This is a genomic window from Spartinivicinus ruber, assembly GCF_011009015.1.
GTDB classification, from domain to species: domain Bacteria; phylum Pseudomonadota; class Gammaproteobacteria; order Pseudomonadales; family Zooshikellaceae; genus Spartinivicinus; species Spartinivicinus ruber.
In genome coordinates this window covers 3407616-3427780 of the sequence record NZ_CP048878.1, presented here as the reverse complement: position 1 = coordinate 3427780, position 20165 = coordinate 3407616, and the positions used below count along the sequence as shown (strand labels likewise).

General features: G+C 43.0%; 16 protein-coding genes. 9 read left to right on the top strand and 7 right to left on the bottom strand.

The window, feature by feature from the left end; translation table 11 throughout:
* Window positions 1–94 precede the first annotated feature (94 nt).
* From G4Y78_RS15815 to G4Y78_RS15790, 6 genes are all read right to left on the bottom strand, one after another.
* Window positions 95–865: a substrate-binding periplasmic protein gene (locus G4Y78_RS15815; protein WP_163833946.1), complete on the bottom strand. Its 771-nt coding sequence runs from the start codon at window positions 863–865 to the stop codon at window positions 95–97.
* Window positions 866–984: 119 nt separating this feature from the next.
* Complete coding sequence (locus tag G4Y78_RS15810) at window positions 985–2370, bottom strand: TRAP transporter large permease (protein ID WP_163836493.1); 1386 nt, start codon at window positions 2368–2370, stop codon at window positions 985–987.
* Window positions 2370–2915 carry a TRAP transporter small permease subunit gene (locus tag G4Y78_RS15805; protein ID WP_163833945.1) on the bottom strand — a complete coding sequence of 182 codons (546 nt, stop codon included), beginning with the start codon at window positions 2913–2915 and terminating at the stop codon, window positions 2370–2372. The genes G4Y78_RS15810 and G4Y78_RS15805 overlap by 1 nt, the downstream gene beginning before the upstream one ends.
* A 117-nt stretch (window positions 2916–3032) precedes the next feature.
* The gene (locus G4Y78_RS15800) at window positions 3033–3716 is read right to left on the bottom strand and encodes a CsiV family protein (protein ID WP_163833944.1); all 684 of its coding nucleotides are present in this window, start codon (window positions 3714–3716) and stop codon (window positions 3033–3035) included.
* A 76-nt stretch (window positions 3717–3792) separates the two neighbouring features.
* Window positions 3793–7263 (bottom strand): transcription-repair coupling factor, encoded by a 3471-nt coding sequence (gene mfd / locus G4Y78_RS15795; RefSeq protein ID WP_163833943.1) that lies wholly within the window; start codon window positions 7261–7263, stop codon window positions 3793–3795.
* A 136-nt stretch (window positions 7264–7399) separates the two neighbouring features.
* Window positions 7400–8302 (bottom strand): type IV pilus assembly protein FimV, encoded by a 903-nt coding sequence (locus G4Y78_RS15790; RefSeq protein ID WP_163833942.1) that lies wholly within the window; start codon window positions 8300–8302, stop codon window positions 7400–7402.
* Window positions 8303–8900: 598 nt separating this feature from the next.
* On the opposite strand from G4Y78_RS15790, the gene G4Y78_RS15785 reads away from it, so the two are divergent.
* Window positions 8901–10106 (top strand): hypothetical protein, encoded by a 1206-nt coding sequence (locus G4Y78_RS15785; protein WP_163833941.1) that lies wholly within the window; start codon window positions 8901–8903, stop codon window positions 10104–10106.
* Here the strand turns inward: G4Y78_RS15785 and G4Y78_RS15780 are convergent.
* Window positions 10063–11085 (bottom strand): TIGR00341 family protein, encoded by a 1023-nt coding sequence (locus tag G4Y78_RS15780; protein ID WP_163833940.1) that lies wholly within the window; start codon window positions 11083–11085, stop codon window positions 10063–10065. The two genes, G4Y78_RS15785 and G4Y78_RS15780, sit on opposite strands and share 44 nt — an antisense overlap.
* A 264-nt stretch (window positions 11086–11349) precedes the next feature.
* Between G4Y78_RS15780 and G4Y78_RS15775 the strand changes: the two genes are divergently transcribed.
* The 8 genes from G4Y78_RS15775 (at window position 11350) to G4Y78_RS15740 (ending at window position 20165) form a co-directional block, all read left to right on the top strand.
* Window positions 11350–12801, top strand: a complete 1452-nt coding sequence (locus G4Y78_RS15775; RefSeq protein ID WP_163833939.1) for a glyceraldehyde-3-phosphate dehydrogenase — start codon at window positions 11350–11352, stop codon at window positions 12799–12801.
* A 397-nt stretch (window positions 12802–13198) separates the two neighbouring features.
* Window positions 13199–14542, top strand: coding sequence for a Na(+)-translocating NADH-quinone reductase subunit A (locus G4Y78_RS15770; protein ID WP_163833938.1), 1344 nt, complete (start codon window positions 13199–13201; stop codon window positions 14540–14542).
* A gap of 3 nt (window positions 14543–14545) precedes the next feature.
* On the top strand, window positions 14546–15754 hold the full coding sequence (locus tag G4Y78_RS15765) for an NADH:ubiquinone reductase (Na(+)-transporting) subunit B (RefSeq protein WP_163833937.1): 1209 nt from the start codon (window positions 14546–14548) through the stop codon (window positions 15752–15754).
* Complete coding sequence (locus G4Y78_RS15760) at window positions 15744–16520, top strand: Na(+)-translocating NADH-quinone reductase subunit C (RefSeq protein ID WP_163833936.1); 777 nt, start codon at window positions 15744–15746, stop codon at window positions 16518–16520. The genes G4Y78_RS15765 and G4Y78_RS15760 overlap by 11 nt, the downstream gene beginning before the upstream one ends.
* A 2-nt stretch (window positions 16521–16522) precedes the next feature.
* The gene (locus G4Y78_RS15755; protein WP_163833935.1) at window positions 16523–17188 is read left to right on the top strand and encodes an NADH:ubiquinone reductase (Na(+)-transporting) subunit D; all 666 of its coding nucleotides are present in this window, start codon (window positions 16523–16525) and stop codon (window positions 17186–17188) included.
* A complete protein-coding gene (gene nqrE, locus G4Y78_RS15750) occupies window positions 17188–17799 on the top strand; it encodes an NADH:ubiquinone reductase (Na(+)-transporting) subunit E (protein WP_163833934.1) in 612 nt (203 codons plus the stop codon). The genes G4Y78_RS15755 and nqrE overlap by 1 nt, the downstream gene beginning before the upstream one ends.
* Before the next feature lie 24 nt (window positions 17800–17823).
* A complete protein-coding gene (gene nqrF / locus G4Y78_RS15745; protein WP_163833933.1) occupies window positions 17824–19056 on the top strand; it encodes an NADH:ubiquinone reductase (Na(+)-transporting) subunit F in 1233 nt (410 codons plus the stop codon).
* An 80-nt stretch (window positions 19057–19136) separates the two neighbouring features.
* Entirely contained in the window at window positions 19137–20165 is a 1029-nt protein-coding gene (locus tag G4Y78_RS15740) for an FAD:protein FMN transferase (protein ID WP_230425602.1), read from the top strand.

Genomic DNA, 20165 nt, shown 5'->3' with positions numbered 1-20165 from the left:
AGGTTGTTGAGGAGACGCCAACTTCTAGGAGTGGTTGGATAAGGATATCAAACAGCTTCTAGTGTTGAACACCAACAACGTTCAATGAAGGTGGTTATGGACGATACTTACCATCAATACTATCTGTTAGCATCTTATCGTAAGCACCAGAGCTTTTGATTTTTGCCAAGCCTTCATTAAATTTTTTGATTAGCTCTTCGCTATTGGCTACTTTTTTGCTGAGAATTAAATGGTAACTGGTTTCGCGTAATGGTTTAGGATGATTAGTTAAAAGCTTTCCTGAAGCTTCGTCCAGCTTGTCAGCGATTAAGGCATAGCCAACTTCTAAGGTGGCTGGGAATAAGTCAATACGGCCTGCAGCTAATTTTTTTAAGCTGGTCTCATCTTTAGCTGTTCGTGCAACGTTGATGAGTTTATCCGCTTCTGCCTTAGCAAATGCATCGCCATAACTGTAACCAATTGATGCGCCAATTTTATATTTGCTTAAGTCTTTCATCGTGCTCCAGTCGAACTGGAGGTCTTTCCGATGAAAAAACACTTCTTTAAGTTCGATAACGGCATCGCTAAATACAAAATCTGCTTCTCTGTCTGGGTTTTTTGTCCAAACCACAGACCCTGCCCATTTTTTACCTTCTTGTGCTTCTTTAAATGCCCGTTTCCAAGGAAAAAAACCATATTCGACGGTTACCCCAGATTGTTTAAAGGCTTCGGTAACAATATGAGAAATAAGCCCGTGGTGTTTATATTCTTTCGATAAATAAGGTGGCCATTCACCGTTGGTTAATTTCACGGTATCGGCAGCCCACACAGTTGCACTTGTTAAGCAAGTGATTAATAGTATGCATTGGATAAATGAGCGGAACATGGTTGCTACTCCTACTTCTCAATGACTGGCATTTCAATAAGTTTAGCAACTATTTGGGATAGCCTAAGGAATATAGTCAATGCGTAGGGTTTTTAGGAGGCTAACCTGCTGCTGCAAGGCTAGCGATATACCATTGCAGGAAACCAATTAACCAACCCAGGAAAGAGTAGAATGATGATTAATCCCACTAACTGTAGGAAAATAAAGGGAATAACCCCACGATAAATAGTGCTGAGCTGAATGTCAGGTGGACAAACCCCTTTTAGATAAAATAAGGCAAAGCCGACCGGTGGGGTAAGAAATGAGGTTTGTAAGGTTACGGCAATTAACATGACAAACCAAATCAGTTCAGGATTATCAATGACACCATAGCCTGAAATATCCAAATTGAGTGTGGAAATAACAGGGGCAAGTAAAGGTAATATAATCAGAGTGATTTCAATCCAGTCCAATATAAAGCCCAATAAAAAAATAATGCTAAGGATGACCAGAATAATCCCATAATCACTAAAGGGTAGCCCGGTAAAAAATGACTCAATAAGTTCATCTCCTCCTAGTTCTCGAAGGACTAAAGCAAAAAAAGAGGCACCAATAAAAATCATAAAAATATAAGCAGTAACATTCATTGTGTTATGTAAACACTCACGAAAAACGGTAACAGTCAGTTTGTTATTCCACCAGGCTAATAAAATAGCCCCCAGTGCTCCAACGCCAGAGGCTTCAGTTGGTGTTGCCCAGCCTGAAAAAATAGAGCCTAATACTGCCAAAATTAATAAAAGGGTGGGTAAAGTGGCTTTTAATACATTAAGCCAGATGGTTAGAGTAATGGGTTGAAGATTGTTGGGTAATGGGAAATGATCTTTGCGCAAATAACCATAAATTAATAGGTAGCCAATATATAAAATACCCAATAAAATGCCTGGAAACACAGCCCCCATAAATAAATCACCCACTGATAAGGCCAGTTGATCTGCCATAATGACTAGCATAATGGAGGGGGGAATTAAAATACCCAAAGTGCCTGCTGATGCAATAGTACCTAAGGCAACAGTATCTTTATATTGTTGGGTTTTCATCGCTGGCATTGAAATTATCGCGAGTAGAACAACTGACGCACCGATAATACCCGTTGAAGCGGCCAGAATAATGCCGATTAAGGTAACGGTGATAGCAAGCCCCCCTCGTACCTGGCCAAACAGTGACTGTAATGCGTGCATCAGTTTTTCTGCCACACCTGACTTATCCAGCATATGTCCCATAAATACAAACATGGGTAAGGCCACTAAAATCCAGTTATCCATTATTTTAAAAATACGGTTTACTGCAAGGCCCAGCGTCATAAAGTCTAAGCCGGTAAATGCGCCAAAATACTGATCAGCGAAATAACCAGCGGCGGCAAATAACGTGCCTATACCTGCTAATACATAAGCCACGGGAAAACCGCTAAATAATAAAATAATAAAACTAACCAGCATACCAATGACTAAAATTTCATTGATTTCCATCATTGGCTCCTAACTAACAACAGTAATTCACGGTAAATACGGGCTAACACTGTGATGGCGAGTAATAAAAAAGCAGTAGGAATAATCGATTTGATTAACCATCGATAAGGCAATCCGGCAGGGGCTGGAGAAGATTCATTAATACGCCAGGAGTCTTCGACAAAATCCAGACTATGAAGAAAAACGATGGTGATAAAAGGCATCACCAGTAACAGTAAACCAAAAATTTCTATCAGATGTTGGGTTTTTTTGGAAAAACGCTGGTAAAACAAGTCAACCCGAATATGGGAGTCTTGCACTTGGGCATAGGCCATGCCAAACATAAAACCAATGGCGTATAAATGCCATTGTAATTCTTCCAGGATAATCAAACCGCTAGCAAAACCTTTGCGCAAAATAACCTGTAAAACAATAGTCAGTATTAATAAGGCATAAACCCAGGAGATCAGTTCTCCCAGGCGGCGTACCCACTGATTAACGCTGTCTATGACAAGTAACGATTTTGCTGAAGGTACTGGTTTTTTTGATATTGGTTGGTTATCCATTCACTGACTGACTCCTAAAAATCCTTTGCGGTATATAACATGGGTGGATTAAAATTGAAACAAAAGCCTTGCAGCAGTAGAGTCGAGTACTGTTGAATGATGAGTCGCTTTAAAATATTATTTATTTTTGGGGCTAGGGGTGAGTAGTACTAACATACCTAGTACAGGGCTATCCACATAATAAATCTGATTAGGTTTTAATGGTTGTTGCTGGCGTAAGTGAAAATTGCGGGAAATTTGATATTCCGTTTGGTCAGGTCCTGCTGTTACCAAAAATCTTGGATTAATATTTATCCGCTGTTTTGGCCTAATAGGTTCAAATTCTCGCCACCAGAAATCGAGTGTTAATTTCAGCTCTTTATCTGCAACCAGTCCCACACTGCCAAGTAGCTCATGGTGCTCACCGTATTTTCCGCCGGCTTTTAACAGGGTAGGGGGTATGGCAGGGTTGGTTTGTACTGGCTGCAGCCAGTTAGAATAAAATAACACATTATATTTATGACTCTGCTTGAGTTTCTTTAGACTGTCTGTCAGTTGGTTTACTTGGGTTGGGTTTAATTGTTCAATATCATTTACAGTAATAGTTGGTGGGTTAATTAACTGAGCAAAAGGATCCACCTTCACTGGTGGCCACCATTGGTGATCAGGTTTGGTTTCATGTTGAAATACAATCATTTCCACTTGAAAAGGCTGCATTAGTTCTATTGCTAGATGATTTTCCTGTGCAATTGAGTAACAAGTACTTAACAGAAAAAGACCTGTACTTATTAAATGAATCATCAGTCGTTTTTTATTGACCATTTAGCATTCCTTGCTATGTGGGTGTTATTCCATATTAGGCACTAAAATTTTAATATTATTATATTCACTATAGCCCTTAAGCAGCAGGTTTTAATTCATTTAATAATCTTTCTGTGTATTTTAATCGCTGGTCAGGTTCATCCATAGTTTCGAAATATTTTAGGATAGTGGCCCCTTCTAAACGGTAGCGTTGCGGTTGATTTTGCACCATTTTAACAATGGTTAATGGGTCAACTTTTGCCTCGGCAGAAAATTCTAGTCTGCCGACTTGGGCACCAACATCAATTTTCTCAACCCCTATTTCAGATGCCTGTAATTTTAACTGGGTAAGGCGGAATAAATGTTTAGTGGGATCTGGCAATAAACCAAAGCGGTCAATCAACTCAACTTGTAACTCATCCAGCTCTGACTCGGATGTGGCATTAGCAATCCGTTTGTACATAATCAGTCGGGTATGGACGTCATGAATATATTCATCTGGAATTAAAGCAGGTAAACGTAGATTGACTTCTGGCCCTTGATCTAAGGGCTTATCCAAGTTCGGGGTTTTACCTTGCTGAATCGCCTTAACTGCTCGGTTCAGCATCTCCATATACAAGGAAAAGCCAATGGCTTGAATTTGACCGCTTTGCTCTTCACCTAATAATTCACCCGCCCCACGAATTTCCAAGTCATGCGTAGCTAGAGTAAAGCCAGCGCCTAATTCTTGGGCATTGGCAATGGCTTCCAAGCGTTTTACCGCATCTGTCGTCATGTTTTTCTTTGATGCAGGGGTTAATAAATAGGCGTAAGCCTGGTGGTGGGAACGGCCTACCCGGCCTCTTAATTGGTGCAATTGGGCTAAGCCAAATTTATCGGCCCGGTCGATGATAATGGTATTAGCACTGGGAATATCGATTCCGGTTTCGATAATGGTAGTGCAGACTAATAGATTAAAGCGTTTATGATAAAAGTCTGACATCACTTGCTCTAATTCCCGCTCACGCATTTGCCCATGGCCAACGGCAATTCTGGCTTCGGGCACTAACTCGGATAATTCGGCAGCCGTTTTTTCAATAGTTTTCACTTCGTTATGCAGGTAATAAACCTGACCACCGCGTAGTAGTTCCCGCAAAATGGCTTCTTTGGTGACAGCTTTATCTGAGGGACGAACAAAGCTTTTTACGGATAAGCGGCGTGCCGGTGGGGTGGCAATAATCGACAGATCGCGCATACCGGCAATGGACATATTCAGGGTTCGAGGAATTGGGGTGGCGGTTAAGGTTAAAATATCCACCTCAGCACGCAATGCTTTTAGCTTATCTTTTTGCCGTACTCCAAAGCGGTGTTCTTCATCAATAATCAATAAACCCAGGGCTTTAAAATTAAGATCACTTTGTAATAGTTTGTGGGTACCAATTAGAATATCTACTTTACCATCAGCTACATGTTGTTGTACGGCTTGAGTTTCTTTACTGGTTTTAAAGCGGGAAATTACTTCAACATTAACGGGCCAATCAGCAAAGCGGTCTTTAAAACTTTCATAATGTTGTTGTGCCAGCAGCGTAGTGGGGACTAAAACGGCGACCTGTTTCTGGCTTTGTACAGCTAAAAAAGCCGCACGCATGGCCACTTCGGTTTTACCAAACCCCACGTCACCACAGACTAATCGGTCCATAGGCTGTTTGGCGGTCATATCTTTAATAACAGCTTCAATGGCGGCTTGTTGATCAGGCGTTTCTTCGAAAGGAAATCCGGCACAAAACATTTCATAGTTATCATCGGGATTAGTGAAAGTGAAGCCTTGACGAGCTGCCCGGCGGGCGTAAATATCTAATAATTCAGCAGCAACATCACGGGCTTTTTCGGCAGCTTTACGTTTAGCTTGACTCCATTTTTCGCTGCCTAACTTATGAAGTGGGGCTAGCGCATCATCAGCACCGGTATAACGACTGATTAAGTGTAATGAAGAGACTGGTACATACAGTTTGGCTTCATCAGCATACTCCAGCATTAAAAACTCAGCTTCTTGATTATCAATATTGAGTTTTTCTAAACCCCGATAACGCCCAACCCCATGATCAATATGTACGACAGGTGCGCCAATCCGTAATTCAGTAAGATTTTTAATTACCTGGTCGGACTGATCCTGAGTTTTCTTACGACGTCGCCGTTGCATGACCCGTTGGCCAAATAGAGTAGTTTCAGCTATTACCACTAAACCGGGCTGGGTTAACCAAAGACTGTTTTCAACAGGGGCAACTGTAATACCGATAGCCTGCTCGCTGACCATAAATTGGTGTAAATTGCTGTATTCTTCTGGGCGGCAATTGACTTTTGACAGCAGCTCCAACAGTGTTTCACGACGCCCTGCTGATTCAGCACAAAACAGTATTTTGCTATTTTGCTGTTCCAGCATAAATGTTTGTAAACTGGCTAATGGTTGCTCGGCCCGGGCATCGACTGGCAAACTAGGGACTGGGTTGACGGGGAAATTAGTGAAGCCTGCTTTATCTGCAATAGGTGTATCGAACAATACCACCCGAGGGAATGTTTTTAATTTTTGATTTAATTCTTCAACGGGTACAAACACCTGATGAGGAGGCAGAATAGGGCGTTCTGGGTCGTAGCGTCTATTTTCGTAACGGTCATTAGCATCTTGCCAAAATCGTTGAATAGCAGGCTCAATCTGGTCAGTGGTTAGCACCAGGGTATCTTTTGGCAGGTAGTCGAACAACAGTGCACATTGCTCAAAAAATAATGCCAGATAATATTCAATCCCAGCAGGGCTGAGGCCTTCCTTAACATCTTTATAAATCGGGCTGCGACGAAAATCCACATCGAAGCTATCCCTAAACCGTTGCATAAACGTGGTAATAGCTTCTTTGGTTAATGGAAATTCTTTAGCCGGCAACAGTTGTATTTTATCTACCGTTTGGTGGGAGCGTTGGGTTTCGGGGTCGAAGGTACGTAAGGTATCAACCTCGTCATCAAACAAATCAATCCGGTAGGGCACCTGACTACCCATGGGGAAAATATCAATCAATGCACCCCGAATGGCAAACTCACCATGCTCATAAACTGTGTCTACACAACGGTATCCCGCTTGTTCCAGAACTTGACGTTGCTGATCCAAGTCCATTCGGTCCCCTTTGCTGATTACCAGGCTATTGCCGTGTAAATAGTGTTGAGGGGTTAAGCGGTGCATCAGAGTAGTGATAGGGACAATTAACACACCACGACTGATGGTGGGTAACTGATACAGGGTTAGCAGTCGTTGGGAGATAATATCCTGGTGAGGGGAGAAGCTGTCATAAGGGAGTGTTTCCCAGTCGGGAAAACTAAGGATATCGATGTCATCCCGGTGCTTGAGAAAAAATCGCAGTTCCTGTTCCAGCTGGTCTGCCATTGCAGAATTGGGAGTGATCATCAAACTCAGGGAGCCATGTTGTAAACAGGCCTGGCTTAACGCCAGCCCCAAACCCGACCCGGAAAGAGAACCCCATACCCGTCGATCACCTGCTTTACGCGGTAAGTCAATAGCCAGTAATTGTCTTGTATCGTTCATGAAACGCATCTGCTAGCAAAATTCCAATGCAGCAGATTCTAGCTTGGATGGGGGGGAGATGAAACCGTCAAGCAATAAACGGCTTGCTAGCAAGCTTAGTATGAGCTGTATATTGAAGGCAGCTAAAAATCACGGATCATTGGAATTCTTTCAGCTGCTCTTTTAAGTCTTTAATTTGGTCATCTTTTAACGTAATGAGCCGTTTTAATGTATTCACTTGGTTAGTTAATTCTTGCAGCCTATCGTTAATCTCGTTTCTTTCTCGCTGTGATTTATCGAGTCGTTCCTGGGTCATAGCGAGCTCATTTTTTAGTTCTGCGACTTCTTCTGCTCGGTTGGCAACTTGTTTTGTCACTGTATTGCGATTGAGATTAGCAGTGACAATATTGAGTTGGTCATCTTGTCTGGCTGTTGTTGATGATGACTGCTGTTTGTTACTGGTTATAGAAGTTGTATTTACTTTACTGGCTACTGGTTTGTCAGTCCCTTTGGTTTGGTAGCTAGAGCTTGTTCTAGTGTGAGTGTAGGCTGTTGATGATGCTGTACGAAATGCTGTTTTTTTGCTTGACTGGTAGCGAGTAAAGTGGGGGGGATCCAATAAAGCAATATATTCCCGTTGCAAGCGTCCTTTGGGCCAGTAAACTTCAACTAGAAAGTCTAAATAAGGTTCTCGCACGGGGCTGCTGCTCGTGACTTTTATGTAGGCAGTGCCATCCCCTCGAAATTGAGTTTTAAATTGCATATTGGCTAAAAAAGCGGTGCGCTGAATGCCTGCTTGATCAAATGTTTTATAGGTAGCTAAACCAGCGAGGATTTCTTCTTGGTTGAGCTCTCTAATTTTAATTAGCTCAATTTCAGCATCTAATGGTTGATGAAGTCCTGAGTTGAGAGAAAGTTGCCCCAATCCCAGCGCACTTACTGATTCACAACAAAAAACGCCACAAGCCAATAGGGCGGATAAAAATTTTGATTGTTTTCGGAGGGCTTCTGTAAAGTGATTAAAACACTTTACACGGGATGCTTCATGTTTTTGTGCCATATGCATAGGAACCAACTAAACATCATCTGTCTTTAGTTTTTATATGCATAAAATTGGCCATTATTTCTGAAAGCTGATACTGACAGGATTAGCTAGGGGGCTGTTAGTGTACGCTAGTCGTATTAAGTTGCTTGTTACAATTTATTGACGGCTAATTAGATAATTTTATTGTATACCACGCACGATTCACTTTTAGGTGAAGAGCAACGATAACAAAGCTTGAAACTCATTCGTGAGGGGGGTATCAATGTAATTTAGAGTCGACTAGGCGTTGTGAAAAGACCGGTACTTGCCGAAAAGAATGAATGGGAATTTTTACAGTTGAAAGCCTTCTCAGTATAAAGGTATTAGCCCTGTAAAACAGGGCTACTTCCTCTGATTAACCACAGCTTCGTCAATGAAGACTGACGTGATTAGAAAAGACAGTAGCTGTTTAGCTATAACATGTATACTTTTTAGTGCTGGAATTGTGACGCGATGCATTAACTTTTACTGTTTTAACCTGTTAGCGCAACAAATTTGACGTTTAACTGACACAAGCAATTTGCAATAATGTTGATTCTTCCTTCCTCGATATCCTCAATAGGTCAGATCACTTATGAGAAACGTTGTAATTGCTTGTTTTGCTCTCACTGCTCTTTCATCTACACTGGCATATTCAGAAGAAGGTGGCTTTGAGCATGTGGCTTATCGCTGTATAACCGATAAAACAACAATTTTGGCTTATTTAGGTGAAGGTGGCTCTTTTCAGCTAACGGCTAATGAGAAAAATTTAGGTTATGCGAATTGGCAGAATAATAATACTTATGTTACGGCAGATAATTCCATTGAAATAGTCTCTACAGGTAATAAGGGCTTGTTGCGTTATCCAAAAGCCCAGCAAGAGTACTCTTGTGATTACCTGAACTTTATTACTTATTCGGCTTTATCAGGCAGGCCGGTTAAGGCGATTTCTTATGGTGGGAGGTTCCGAGCTGGGCCTGATACTTCTTATAATCAACCGTTTGCACTCAACAAAATAGTGCCGGTTTATTTGTTGCAGGATACCGGTGTCTTTCAAGCGGCAGATGGAACTGGCTATCATTGGTTTAAAGTGCTGACTGCAAAAGGAGTTGCTTATAAGCCCGGTGATTTTATGTGCACTTTGGATACTGTAATCCCCAATATTCCTTATCAGTGTAAAGCTTCAACTATTAATGATGCTAAGCAAAATGGCACCCATGCAGCGCTCAAGCCAGGCTTAAGTCAGGAAATACTGGATGGCCTTATTCAATCAAAACCTTCAACTGAGGCAAAAACTCGGATAAGCCAGTTTCAAAGTCACTATACATCAATTGATGAGCAACATTGTAAAACATTAGAACTTGATAATCATAGTAGCGTTCAGTCCTGCCAAGGTTTTGCCAATATAGTGGTCAAAGTAACTGATTTTGATTTACGGCAGAGTATTACCTTGGTTCAAAATAACAGAGAATTTCCTTTACACTTCAGTGATACTGTCAGCTCAAGCTTTAGTGAGTTAGGCTCAAAAGTTGAGTGGCGTTATCAAGGGAACAACCCTGATCAGGTGGTCAGCATGATTGCGCGCTTGAATGTTTCTGATAACTCTGAGCAGCCAGGAAAAGTGAAATCCTATTTAGTGGTCAGTAAAATTTTGGCAGACCAAGCCTGTGTCGTAGGGAAGATCCCTCCGCAGCAGGATGGCTCTCAAAATACTAAAGCCCGACAACTGGCTGATAAAGCAGCAACATTGGATTGTGTTAATTCATCTTCCCAAACCACAATCCAATCAATGCACAAATAGTCAGCAGCAGCATCACCCAAAATACAACACTGGCCTTGAGGTTTTTCCAGGCGGCCTCATGATGCCACCAGTGGCGGGGGTGAAGTCCCTGCCACTTAAACGCTAACAGTGCAGAGAGATTCACGGCAATAATATTGGCGAGAAATAATACTGCCGCTCCCATCGCTTCCAGCCAGTGCCCACTCCCCATCATAAGACCAATAGTGACTAGTGGTGGCATTAATGCCACGGCGACCATAACCCCGATTAAAGTGCTGGCCGCGCTACTGGTAAATGATAGGGCGCCTGCCATACCAGCCGCTAAGGCTAATACTACATTGGCTAATGCCACATGAGTGCGGGCACTAATTTCTGGAATAGTGGGGTCAATTTCCATTGTTAAACCAATAAGAATGGCTATTACCAAGCCAATTAACATCCCAGTTAAATTGGTTAACAACGCCCTGAGTGCTAAACCACCTTCGTGCAAAATCACACCCAACGCGATGGCCACGTTGGGTTTTAACAGTGGTGCGATAACCATGGCGCCGATAATAATGGCCACATCATTTCGCATCAGTCCAATGGCAGCCACTAATGCAGATAAAATGACGTTTGCAATAAACATCCAGTTAAGCTGGCAGCCTTTGGCTATATCATGATAAATCTCTTCGCGACTAACGCGTTCTTTGCCTTCTGGCTTGAAATAATGCCAGAAGTTTTTGGGACCTGGTGATTTTGGTTGATGGGTTTCCGCCAGTGGCAGTGCTGCATCAGCACGAAAGATAATCATGCGAAACCGCTCAAACCCTGCAAAATGCTTGTGAAATGCATCGCAAATGGCTTCAGTTTGCTCTGTGGTCACCAAAAAGCGAAAGCACTGTCGCTTGGTTTGGGGAGGACCTTGCCAGTTATCAATGATAGGGAGTGTTTCAGTAATGCTTGTTACTTTATCTTCACATCCTTCAGGTAATAGCAGTTCTATAATTCGTAGGCCCATGGTGCTTATAAACTCGGTAATGGGTTTTATTGTGATTTTGATCAGAGTTTAGTCGAGGATAAGAGGGTAAGTGCTTTTGAGATAAGTTGCGAAAGTCAATCACTACCAGGATAATAGAGAGCCCTTGCACTAAAGAAGCCCTAGAGTTTGATCAGCTCTAAGAGAAAAAAGCTTCCAAATGATCAATAAACATCAGGGCGCCTCTAAAATATAAGTGTCCGTAAGTTTGAGCTTAAGTAATTTAGGATATAAAGGTATAAATCCGTGAAGCAACAGCAAAACGATTACTTCCAGCAGTGGAAAAACCGAGAAGCCATTGCCGAGTCGATGATTCCGCTGATTGGAAAACTGTATCGGGAAAACCATGTCATTACTTCCGTTTACAGCCGTCCAGTCATTAACCGCTCTGTTATTGATATTATTAAAGCCCACCGTTTTGTTCGCCAACTCGAAAAAGAAGAGTTATCGGTAGAAGACAGTTACCCTATTTTAAAATTGTTGACGGAGTTAGACCTGGGGCCTGCGCGGATTGATATTGGTAAACTGGCTATCAAATATAAAACTCAAGGTCAGGGCCAGGACCTGGAAGCCTTTGTCCGTGATGAAGTTGCGGACGTGGTTGGAAAAAAAGGCTTAGATGAGCAGAAAGGCCAGGATGTAGTGCTTTACGGGTTTGGCCGAATTGGTCGTTTGATGGCCCGGATCCTTATCGAACGTGCTGGTGGTGGTGAAGGCTTAAACTTACGTGCCATTGTAGTGCGTAAAGGTGGTGCTAAAAATGACCTATTGAAGCGTGCCAGCCTGTTGCGTCGTGACTCTATTCATGGCTCTTTTGCTGGTACGATTACCATTGATGAAGAAAATACGGCACTGATTATCAATGGTAGTTATGTAAAAGTAATTTATTCTAACTCCCCAGATTCAGTGGATTACACCCAATATGGCATTCAAAATGCTATTGTGGTGGATAACACGGGCATCTGGCGGGATGAAGAAAGTTTAGGGATGCACCTTAAGTGTCCTGGAATTGATCGAGTACTGTTGACGGCTCCAGGTAAAGGCGAAATTAAGAATATTGTTTATGGCGTCAACCACCATTTGGTGAATGAGGATGATAGAATTCTTTCTGCAGCTTCTTGTACAACGAATGCCATTACCCCTGTACTGAAAGCTATTAATGATAAGTTTGGAATCAAAAATGGCCATGTTGAAACGGTACATTCTTATACCAACGACCAAAACTTAATTGATAACTATCACAAAGGTGATCGCCGTGGCCGCAGTGCTGCACTTAATATGGTCATCACTGAAACGGGAGCTGCCAAGGCAGTAGCAAAAGCATTACCTGAGTTAAAAGGTAAGTTGACAGGTAATGCCATTCGAGTACCTACTCCTAATGTGTCGTTAGCTATTTTAAATCTGAATTTGACAGAAAATACCTCTGTTGAAGGACTCAATGACTACCTGCGTCATGTGTCTCTTTATTCTGACTTAAGACGTCAAATAGATTTTGTGAATTCTCCCGAAGTAGTGTCATCAGACTTTGTGGGTTCCCGGTATGCGGGAATTGTTGATGCTGAAGCCACAATAGTTGATGAAGATCGTTGTGTACTTTATGTGTGGTATGACAACGAGTTTGGCTATAGCTGTCAGGTTAACCGCGTGCTGCAAATGTTGGCAGGGGTTAACCAACCCGTGCTACCTAAAAATGAATGATGTTTAAACTGGTTGACTAAAAAAACGCTCCCAATTGGAGCGTTTTTTTATGTTTGGGTAAAAAATAATCTTGAATGTTCTATCTTAAATAAAAAAAACCAACCAAACCATGATGATAGGTGGCATATTTGCAAGCCGCTCATTATAATGTGGCCGTTTTTTTCCTGGGTTCATACTCTAAATTAGCTTGATGGGCGAAAAATTAGCTTGTTGTTGTATTAAGATCATATAAGTCACCAATCCCCAGAAACGGGATGGAAACACTGGTCTTATATTTTGTTAATACAATATTCCTTATTTTCACTAGACTGATCTAATAACAAATAAACGTCAGTTTGGTGAAGGAGGGCTATTTAGAGCTGACCTTCATCGTTAACTAGTGATTAGGCATCGACGTATGATCAATATCAAACGGGGCCTTGATCTACCCATAACCGGTTCACCAGAACAGGTGATTGCTGACGATGGCCGCCAAGTAACATCCGTGGCAGTTGTTGGCTTTGACTATCCTGGCATGAAACCGACCATGCAAGTGGCGGAGGGAGATCGTGTCAAAAAAGGCCAAATTCTTTTCGAGGATAAAAAATCCCCTGGTATCTTTTATACAGCACCTGCTGCAGGCGTAGTCGCTGCAATTAATCGTGGCGAGAAACGGGTGTTCCAGTCCCTTGTCATTAATATCGAAGGTGATGAGGAAGTAACCTTTACTCAATATGAGGCAAGCCAACTGTCCACGCTAAGTCGTGAGCAAGTGGTTGATAATTTGCTTAAGTCTGGACAATGGACCGCATTTCGAACCCGTCCTTATAGCAAAGTGCCTGCGGTAGATGCAGTGCCTCATTCTATTTTTGTCACTGCCATTGATACCAATCCATTAGCGGCTGACCCAGCATTAATTATTGCTGAGCAAGCGGAAGCCTTTGGCGAAGGGTTGGAAGTCATCAGTCGGTTGACTGAAGGTAAAGTGTTTGTTTGTCATGCGCCTGATAAGCAAATTCCAACAGGGAATGCCAAGGTAGTCACTGAAACCTTTGCGGGGCCTCATCCTGCAGGTTTACCGGGTACCCATATTCACCATTTAGACCCTGTTAACGCCCATAAATCCGTTTGGTATGTGGGTTATCAAGATGTGATTGCTATCGGCAAACTGTTCACTACCGGTAAATTATATGTTGACCGGGTGGTGGCACTAGGGGGCCCTCAAGCTGAGAAACCACGTCTGGTGAGAACCCGGGTGGGTGCAAGCTTTGATGAACTTTGTGCTGGTGAGCAAAAAGCTGGTGAAAACCGCTTGATTTCAGGTTCTGTCTTTGGTGGTCGCAGTGGTAAAGGGCCTTTTGCTTATCTGGGCCGCTATCATGTTCAAGTTTCTATTTTGTTGGAAGGTAGCCAGCGGGAGTTCATGGGGTGGTTATCTCCAGGTACAAACAAGCACTCTGTGTTAGGTATTTTCCTTTCTAAGCTGTCACCTAGCCGGCTGCTTAATTTTACCACTACCACTAATGGTAGTGCGCGGGCCATGGTGCCAGTGGGCAATTACGAGAAAGTCATGCCACTGGATATTCTGCCTACCCAATTATTACGGGCACTGATTGTTGGTGATACCGTGGTAGCTCAACAACTGGGTTGTTTGGAGCTGGATGAAGAAGACCTTTCCTTGTGCAGCTATGTGTGTGCAGGTAAGTACGAATATGGTCCCATCCTGCGCGATAACCTGACACGAATTGAAGTGGAGGGGTAAGCCATGGGATTAAGACAGCTTTTAGACAAAATTGAACCTAACTTTCACAAAGGGGGTAAATACGAAAAATGGTATGCCTTATATGAGGCGGTGGACACCATTTTTTATACCCCAGGTAAGGTAACAGCCACTACCTCCCACGTCCGAGATGGTATAGACCTGAAACGGATGATGATTACCGTTTGGTTTTGTACTTTCCCAGCCATGTTCTTTGGTATGTACAACGTGGGTCTACAGGCCAATACAGCCATGGCAGACTTAGGATTGGCTGCAATGGAAGGCTGGCGTGCTGGCTTTATTGAAATGTTTGCAGGCTACTCAGCTGATAGTATCTGGGACTGCTTCATTCATGGTGCCGCTTATTTTATCCCCATTTATTTTGTAGTGTTTATAGTGGGCGGCTTTTGGGAGGTGCTGTTTGCTTCCATTAGGGGGCATGAAGTTAACGAAGGCTTCTTCGTAACCTCTGTACTATTTGCTCTAATCCTTCCGCCTGATATTCCTTTATGGCAAGCCGCTTTAGGTATTAGCTTTGGTGTTGTCATTGGTAAGGAAGTGTTTGGTGGTACTGGCAAGAACTTCTTGAACCCTGCACTGACAGGACGGGCTTTCTTGTTCTTTGCTTACCCCGCTGAAATGTCCGGTGATTCTGTGTGGACTGCTGTTGACGGCTTTAGTGGCGCGACTGCCTTGAGTGTAGCTGCTTCTGAAGGCATGAATGTGTTACAGCAACAGCTTAACTGGTCCAATGCATTCTTTGGCTTTATGCAAGGGTCTATTGGTGAGACCTCAACCTTTGCCATTGCACTTGGTGGCATTGTGCTTCTAGTGATGGGCATTGCCTCCTGGCGGATTGTCGCTGGGGTGATGATTGGCATGATTGCCACTTCTTTGCTCTTCAACCTGGTAGGTTCTGATACCAATGCTATGTTTTCCATGCCCTGGTACTGGCATTTAGTGCTGGGTGGATTTGCCTTTGGTATGTTCTTTATGGCCACTGACCCTGTGTCTGCAGCAATGACGGATAAAGGTAAATGGTATTTTGGTGGTTTGATTGGGGTGATGGTAGTGTTGATCCGGGTGATTAACCCAGCCTTTCCAGAAGGCATGATGCTGGCCATTTTGTTTGCCAACTTATTTGCACCCTTGATTGACCACTTCGTGGTTCAGGCCAATATCAAGCGTCGGGAGGCAAGAGCCAATGTCAGCTAATAACGATACCATTCAAAGAACGGTCATTGTTACCGTATTGCTCTGTTTGGTTTGCTCCATTGTCGTATCCAGTGCTGCAGTTTTCCTAAAACCGGCTCAAACTGAAAACAAGAAGCTGTCAATGCAGCGCAGTATTCTTGAAATTGCTGGATTAATGGAAGAAGGATCATCTGTAAAAGAACAGTTCAAGCAAATCAAAACTAAAATTGTTGACCTACGTACGGGTAAGTTCTCTGATGCTGTGGATGCTAAATCTTATGAGCAGCGCTCGGCAGCTAAGAACCCTAAGTTATCTGAAGTACTCAGTGGTGAAGACGACATAGCCAGTATTAAACGTCGTGCTCACTATGCCACGATTTACTTGGTGGAAAAGCAGGGAAAAATTGAGAAGTTGATTCTGCCTGTTCATGGCTATGGTTTATGGTCAACTTTGTACGGTTTTCTTGCTTTGGAAGGGGATACTAGAACTGTGGTCGGCTTAGGCTTTTATGACCACGGTGAAACACCGGGTTTAGGTGGGGAAGTGGATAACCCTAAATGGAAAGCGCAATGGCCTGGTAAGGAAGTCTACAGTGACCAGTTTGCAGTGGATATTTCCATTGTCAAAGGTGGCGCCAACCCAGAAAGCCCTCGCTTTAAACATCAGGTAGACGGACTGGCTGGTGCAACATTAACGAGCCGAGGCTTGCAAAACTTATTGCACTTCTGGCTGGGTGAAAACGGTTTTGGACCTTTCTTAACCAACTTTAGGAAAGGGGAGGCATAGCAATGACTGTTAAAGCAAAAGAAATTCTGCTAACGCCGATTTTCAATAACAACCCAATTGCTTTGCAAATACTAGGTATTTGTTCTGCGTTAGCCGTTACCACCAGTTTGCAGGTGACGTTGGTAATGTGTATTGCCCTTACCTCGGTAACGGCTTTTTCTAACCTGTTTATTTCTCTAATTCGTACTCAAATTCCAAACAATATTCGGATCATCGTGCAGATGACCATTATTGCCTCGTTGGTAATTGTGGTTGATCAGTTACTAAAAGCTTATGCCTATAGCATCAGTAAGCAGTTGTCAGTATTCGTTGGCTTGATTATTACCAACTGTATTGTAATGGGTCGTGCAGAAGCGTTTGCCATGAAAAACCCTCCATTACCCAGCTTTTTGGATGGTATCGGTAATGGCTTAGGTTACAGCGTTATCCTGATTATTGTAGGTACGATTCGTGAGTTGTTTGGTGCAGGCAAACTACTGGGTATTGAAATCTTGCCAGTAGTTAATGAAGGCGGTTGGTATCAGCCCAATGGCTTATTGTTGTTACCACCAAGCGCTTTCTTCCTGATTGGCTTGCTTATCTGGGCGTTACGGACTTGGAAAAAAGACCAAGTGGAAGAGCCTGAGTACAAAATGGCGCCTCAAAGCCAGTTTAAGGAGGCGATGTAATGTTAGAACATTATTTAAGCCTGTTTGTTAAAGCTGTTTTTATTGAAAACATGGCATTAGCCTTTTTCTTGGGAATGTGTACCTTTCTGGCAATTTCCAAGAAAATTCAAACAGCGATTGGTCTTGGTATTGCGGTCATTGTGGTATTAGCGATTACTGTTCCAGTTAACAACCTGATTTACCAGCATGTGCTGAAAGATGGGGCTTTAGCTTGGGCAGGCTTACCTGATGTGGACTTAAGCTTTTTAGGCCTGCTGAGCTACATTGGCGTAATCGCTGCTATCGTGCAAATCCTGGAAATGTTCTTAGACCGCTATGTGCCTGCTCTTTATAACGCGCTGGGCGTATTCCTACCGCTAATAACCGTAAACTGCGCCATTATGGGGGCTTCACTGTTTATGGTAGAGCGTGATTATACCTTTGGTGAAAGTGCTGTGTATGGCATGGGTGCTGGTTTAGGTTGGGCACTAGCGATTACTGCATTGGCAGGTATTCGTGAAAAGCTCAAATATAGCGATGTACCAGCTGGCTTGCGTGGTCTGGGGGTGACTTTCATAACCGTAGGTTTGATGTCACTTGGGTTTATGTCTTTCTCAGGCGTGCAGCTTTAAGACACAAAAAGAAGGTTTTGAACGATGAGTGAAACGGGTGTAATTCTTACCGGAGTAACCATGTTCACCGTAATCGTATTGGTGTTGGTTGCGGTAATTTTGGTTGCTCGTTCGAAATTGGTGAGTTCAGGTGATGTCACCATTAGTATCAATGATGATCCTGATAAGGCAGTTAAGGTGCCAGCGGGGAGTAAACTCCTGCAAACGTTGGCAGCACAGAATATCTTTCTTTCCTCAGCCTGTGGTGGGGGTGGTACCTGTGCTCAGTGTAAATGTAAAGTGCTTGATGGTGGTGGTTCAATGCTGCCAACGGAAGAGCCGCACTTTACTCGCCGTGATGCTAAAGAAGGCTGGCGCTTGGCCTGCCAGGTAGCTGTTAAACACGACATGAAAATTGAAGTGCCAGAAGAGTTCTTTGGGGTCAAAAAATGGGAGTGTGAGGTTGTTGCTAATGACAACGTGGCAACTTTCATTAAAGAGCTGACGTTGAAGTTGCCTGAAGGTGAAAACGTTGACTTCCGAGCGGGGGGATATGTGCAGTTAGAAGCACCACCTCATCATGTCTATTACAAAGACTTTGATATTCCAGAAGAGTATCGAGGTGATTGGGATCGCTTTGATCAGTTTAAGTATGAGTCAAAGGTTGATGAAACCGTGATTCGTGCTTACTCCATGGCAAACTACCCGGAAGAGAAGGGTATCTTGAAGTTCAATATTCGAATTGCTTCACCACCTCCTGGCACTAAGCATCCACCTGGGCAAATGTCATCTTTTGTATTTAATTTGAAACCGGGTGACAAAATCTCTGTTTATGGCCCATTTGGTGAGTTTTTTGCCAAAGAGACTGATGCCGAAATGGTCTTTGTAGGTGGTGGTGCCGGTATGGCTCCTATGCGGTCACATATTTTTGACCAGTTGAAGCGTCTTAGCTCTAAGCGGAAAATTTCTTTCTGGTATGGTGCACGTTCACTACGTGAAGCGTTTTATACAGAAGAATATGACCAATTACAGGAAGAAAACGAGAACTTTAAATGGCACTTGGCACTGTCTGATCCATTACCTGAAGACAACTGGGAAGGTTATACAGGGTTTATCCATCAGGTGTTGTATGAAAACTACTTGAAAGACCATCCAGCACCCGAAGACTGTGAGTTCTATATGTGTGGTCCACCCATGATGAATGCTGCAGTAATCAAGATGCTAGAAGATCTTGGGGTTGAGCGAGATAATATTCTGCTTGATGACTTTGGTGGTTAAACACCACTAAGTGGAGTCAAAAAGGGTTCAGAGGTGTGCTTCTGAACCCTTTTGTTTTTCAGGCTAATGTGAGGTAAGTAGTGCAGAGAGCAATTAGGCTTTCAGTTGTTATTTGTGGATTGTTATTTTTATTGACAGGTTGTAATTCAGCCAAAATAGAACAAGTAGCAGGTCCCACGATGGGGACTCGCTATCATGTGAAATATGTAGCCGATAGCAATACAAAAGCAACCAAAAAGCAGGTTCAACAGGCTGTACAACAGGTGTTGGATGATATTAATGCCCGAATGTCGACTTATATTAATCATTCTGAATTAATGCAGTTCAATGCTGCTGCAATTAACCAGTCTTATACTCTTTCAGCGGATATTGTTGAATTAGTTGTATTAAGTCAGCAACTGTCCAGGCTATCCTCAGGTGCCTATGATGTGACAGTAGGGCCGTTAGTCAACCTATGGGGGTTTGGTCCGGATCATCGCCCCGATCAGGTACCCGCTGAGCAGGAGATAAAGGCGGCTTTTGCCAAGGTAGGTTATGACAGCGTTGAAGTAGATAAGCAACAAAGTCAGCTGACTAAGCGTAAGCCAGTGTTTGTGGACTTATCATCAATTGCGAAAGGTTATGCAGTTGATCAGGTTGCTAAAGCACTGGAAGGGCTTTCTGTAAACAGTTACATGGTAGAAGTAGGTGGAGAAATTAAAGCAAAGGGTATTAAACCTAATGGTCAGCATTGGCAAATTGGTATTGAACAGCCGGAGCTATTAAAGCGTGAGGCTAATATGGTGATCCCAGTTAATGACAAAGGCGTAGCGACGTCGGGTGATTACCGCAATTACTTTGAAGCAGGTGGTAAGCGTTATTCCCATACCATTGATCCACGGACTGGCTACCCAATTACCCATCGACTGGCTTCAGTAACGGTGATTGATAAAACTGTTGCAAAAGCGGATGGCTTATCCACTATGTTTATGGTGTTGGGGCCAGAGCAAGGACTGGCAATTGCTAACCAGGAAAACATCGCTGCTTATTTTATTGTCAAAACAGAACAGGGTTTTAAATCGCTAGCAAGCGAAGCATTTAAGGCGTATCTTGCCACTAACAGCAATTAA

Coding starts and splice junctions, on each gene's coding strand:
- G4Y78_RS15815 (WP_163833946.1), bottom strand. CDS start 865: ATGTTCCGCTCATTTATCCAATGCATACTATTAATCACTTGCTTAACA.
- G4Y78_RS15810 (WP_163836493.1), bottom strand. CDS start 2,370: ATGGAAATCAATGAAATTTTAGTCATTGGTATGCTGGTTAGTTTTATT.
- G4Y78_RS15805 (WP_163833945.1), bottom strand. CDS start 2,915: ATGGATAACCAACCAATATCAAAAAAACCAGTACCTTCAGCAAAATCG.
- G4Y78_RS15800 (WP_163833944.1), bottom strand. CDS start 3,716: ATGGTCAATAAAAAACGACTGATGATTCATTTAATAAGTACAGGTCTT.
- mfd (WP_163833943.1), bottom strand. CDS start 7,263: ATGAACGATACAAGACAATTACTGGCTATTGACTTACCGCGTAAAGCA.
- G4Y78_RS15790 (WP_163833942.1), bottom strand. CDS start 8,302: ATGGCACAAAAACATGAAGCATCCCGTGTAAAGTGTTTTAATCACTTT.
- G4Y78_RS15785 (WP_163833941.1), top strand. CDS start 8,901: ATGAGAAACGTTGTAATTGCTTGTTTTGCTCTCACTGCTCTTTCATCT.
- G4Y78_RS15780 (WP_163833940.1), bottom strand. CDS start 11,085: ATGGGCCTACGAATTATAGAACTGCTATTACCTGAAGGATGTGAAGAT.
- G4Y78_RS15770 (WP_163833938.1), top strand. CDS start 13,199: ATGATCAATATCAAACGGGGCCTTGATCTACCCATAACCGGTTCACCA.
- G4Y78_RS15765 (WP_163833937.1), top strand. CDS start 14,546: ATGGGATTAAGACAGCTTTTAGACAAAATTGAACCTAACTTTCACAAA.
- G4Y78_RS15760 (WP_163833936.1), top strand. CDS start 15,744: ATGTCAGCTAATAACGATACCATTCAAAGAACGGTCATTGTTACCGTA.
- G4Y78_RS15755 (WP_163833935.1), top strand. CDS start 16,523: ATGACTGTTAAAGCAAAAGAAATTCTGCTAACGCCGATTTTCAATAAC.
- nqrE (WP_163833934.1), top strand. CDS start 17,188: ATGTTAGAACATTATTTAAGCCTGTTTGTTAAAGCTGTTTTTATTGAA.
- nqrF (WP_163833933.1), top strand. CDS start 17,824: ATGAGTGAAACGGGTGTAATTCTTACCGGAGTAACCATGTTCACCGTA.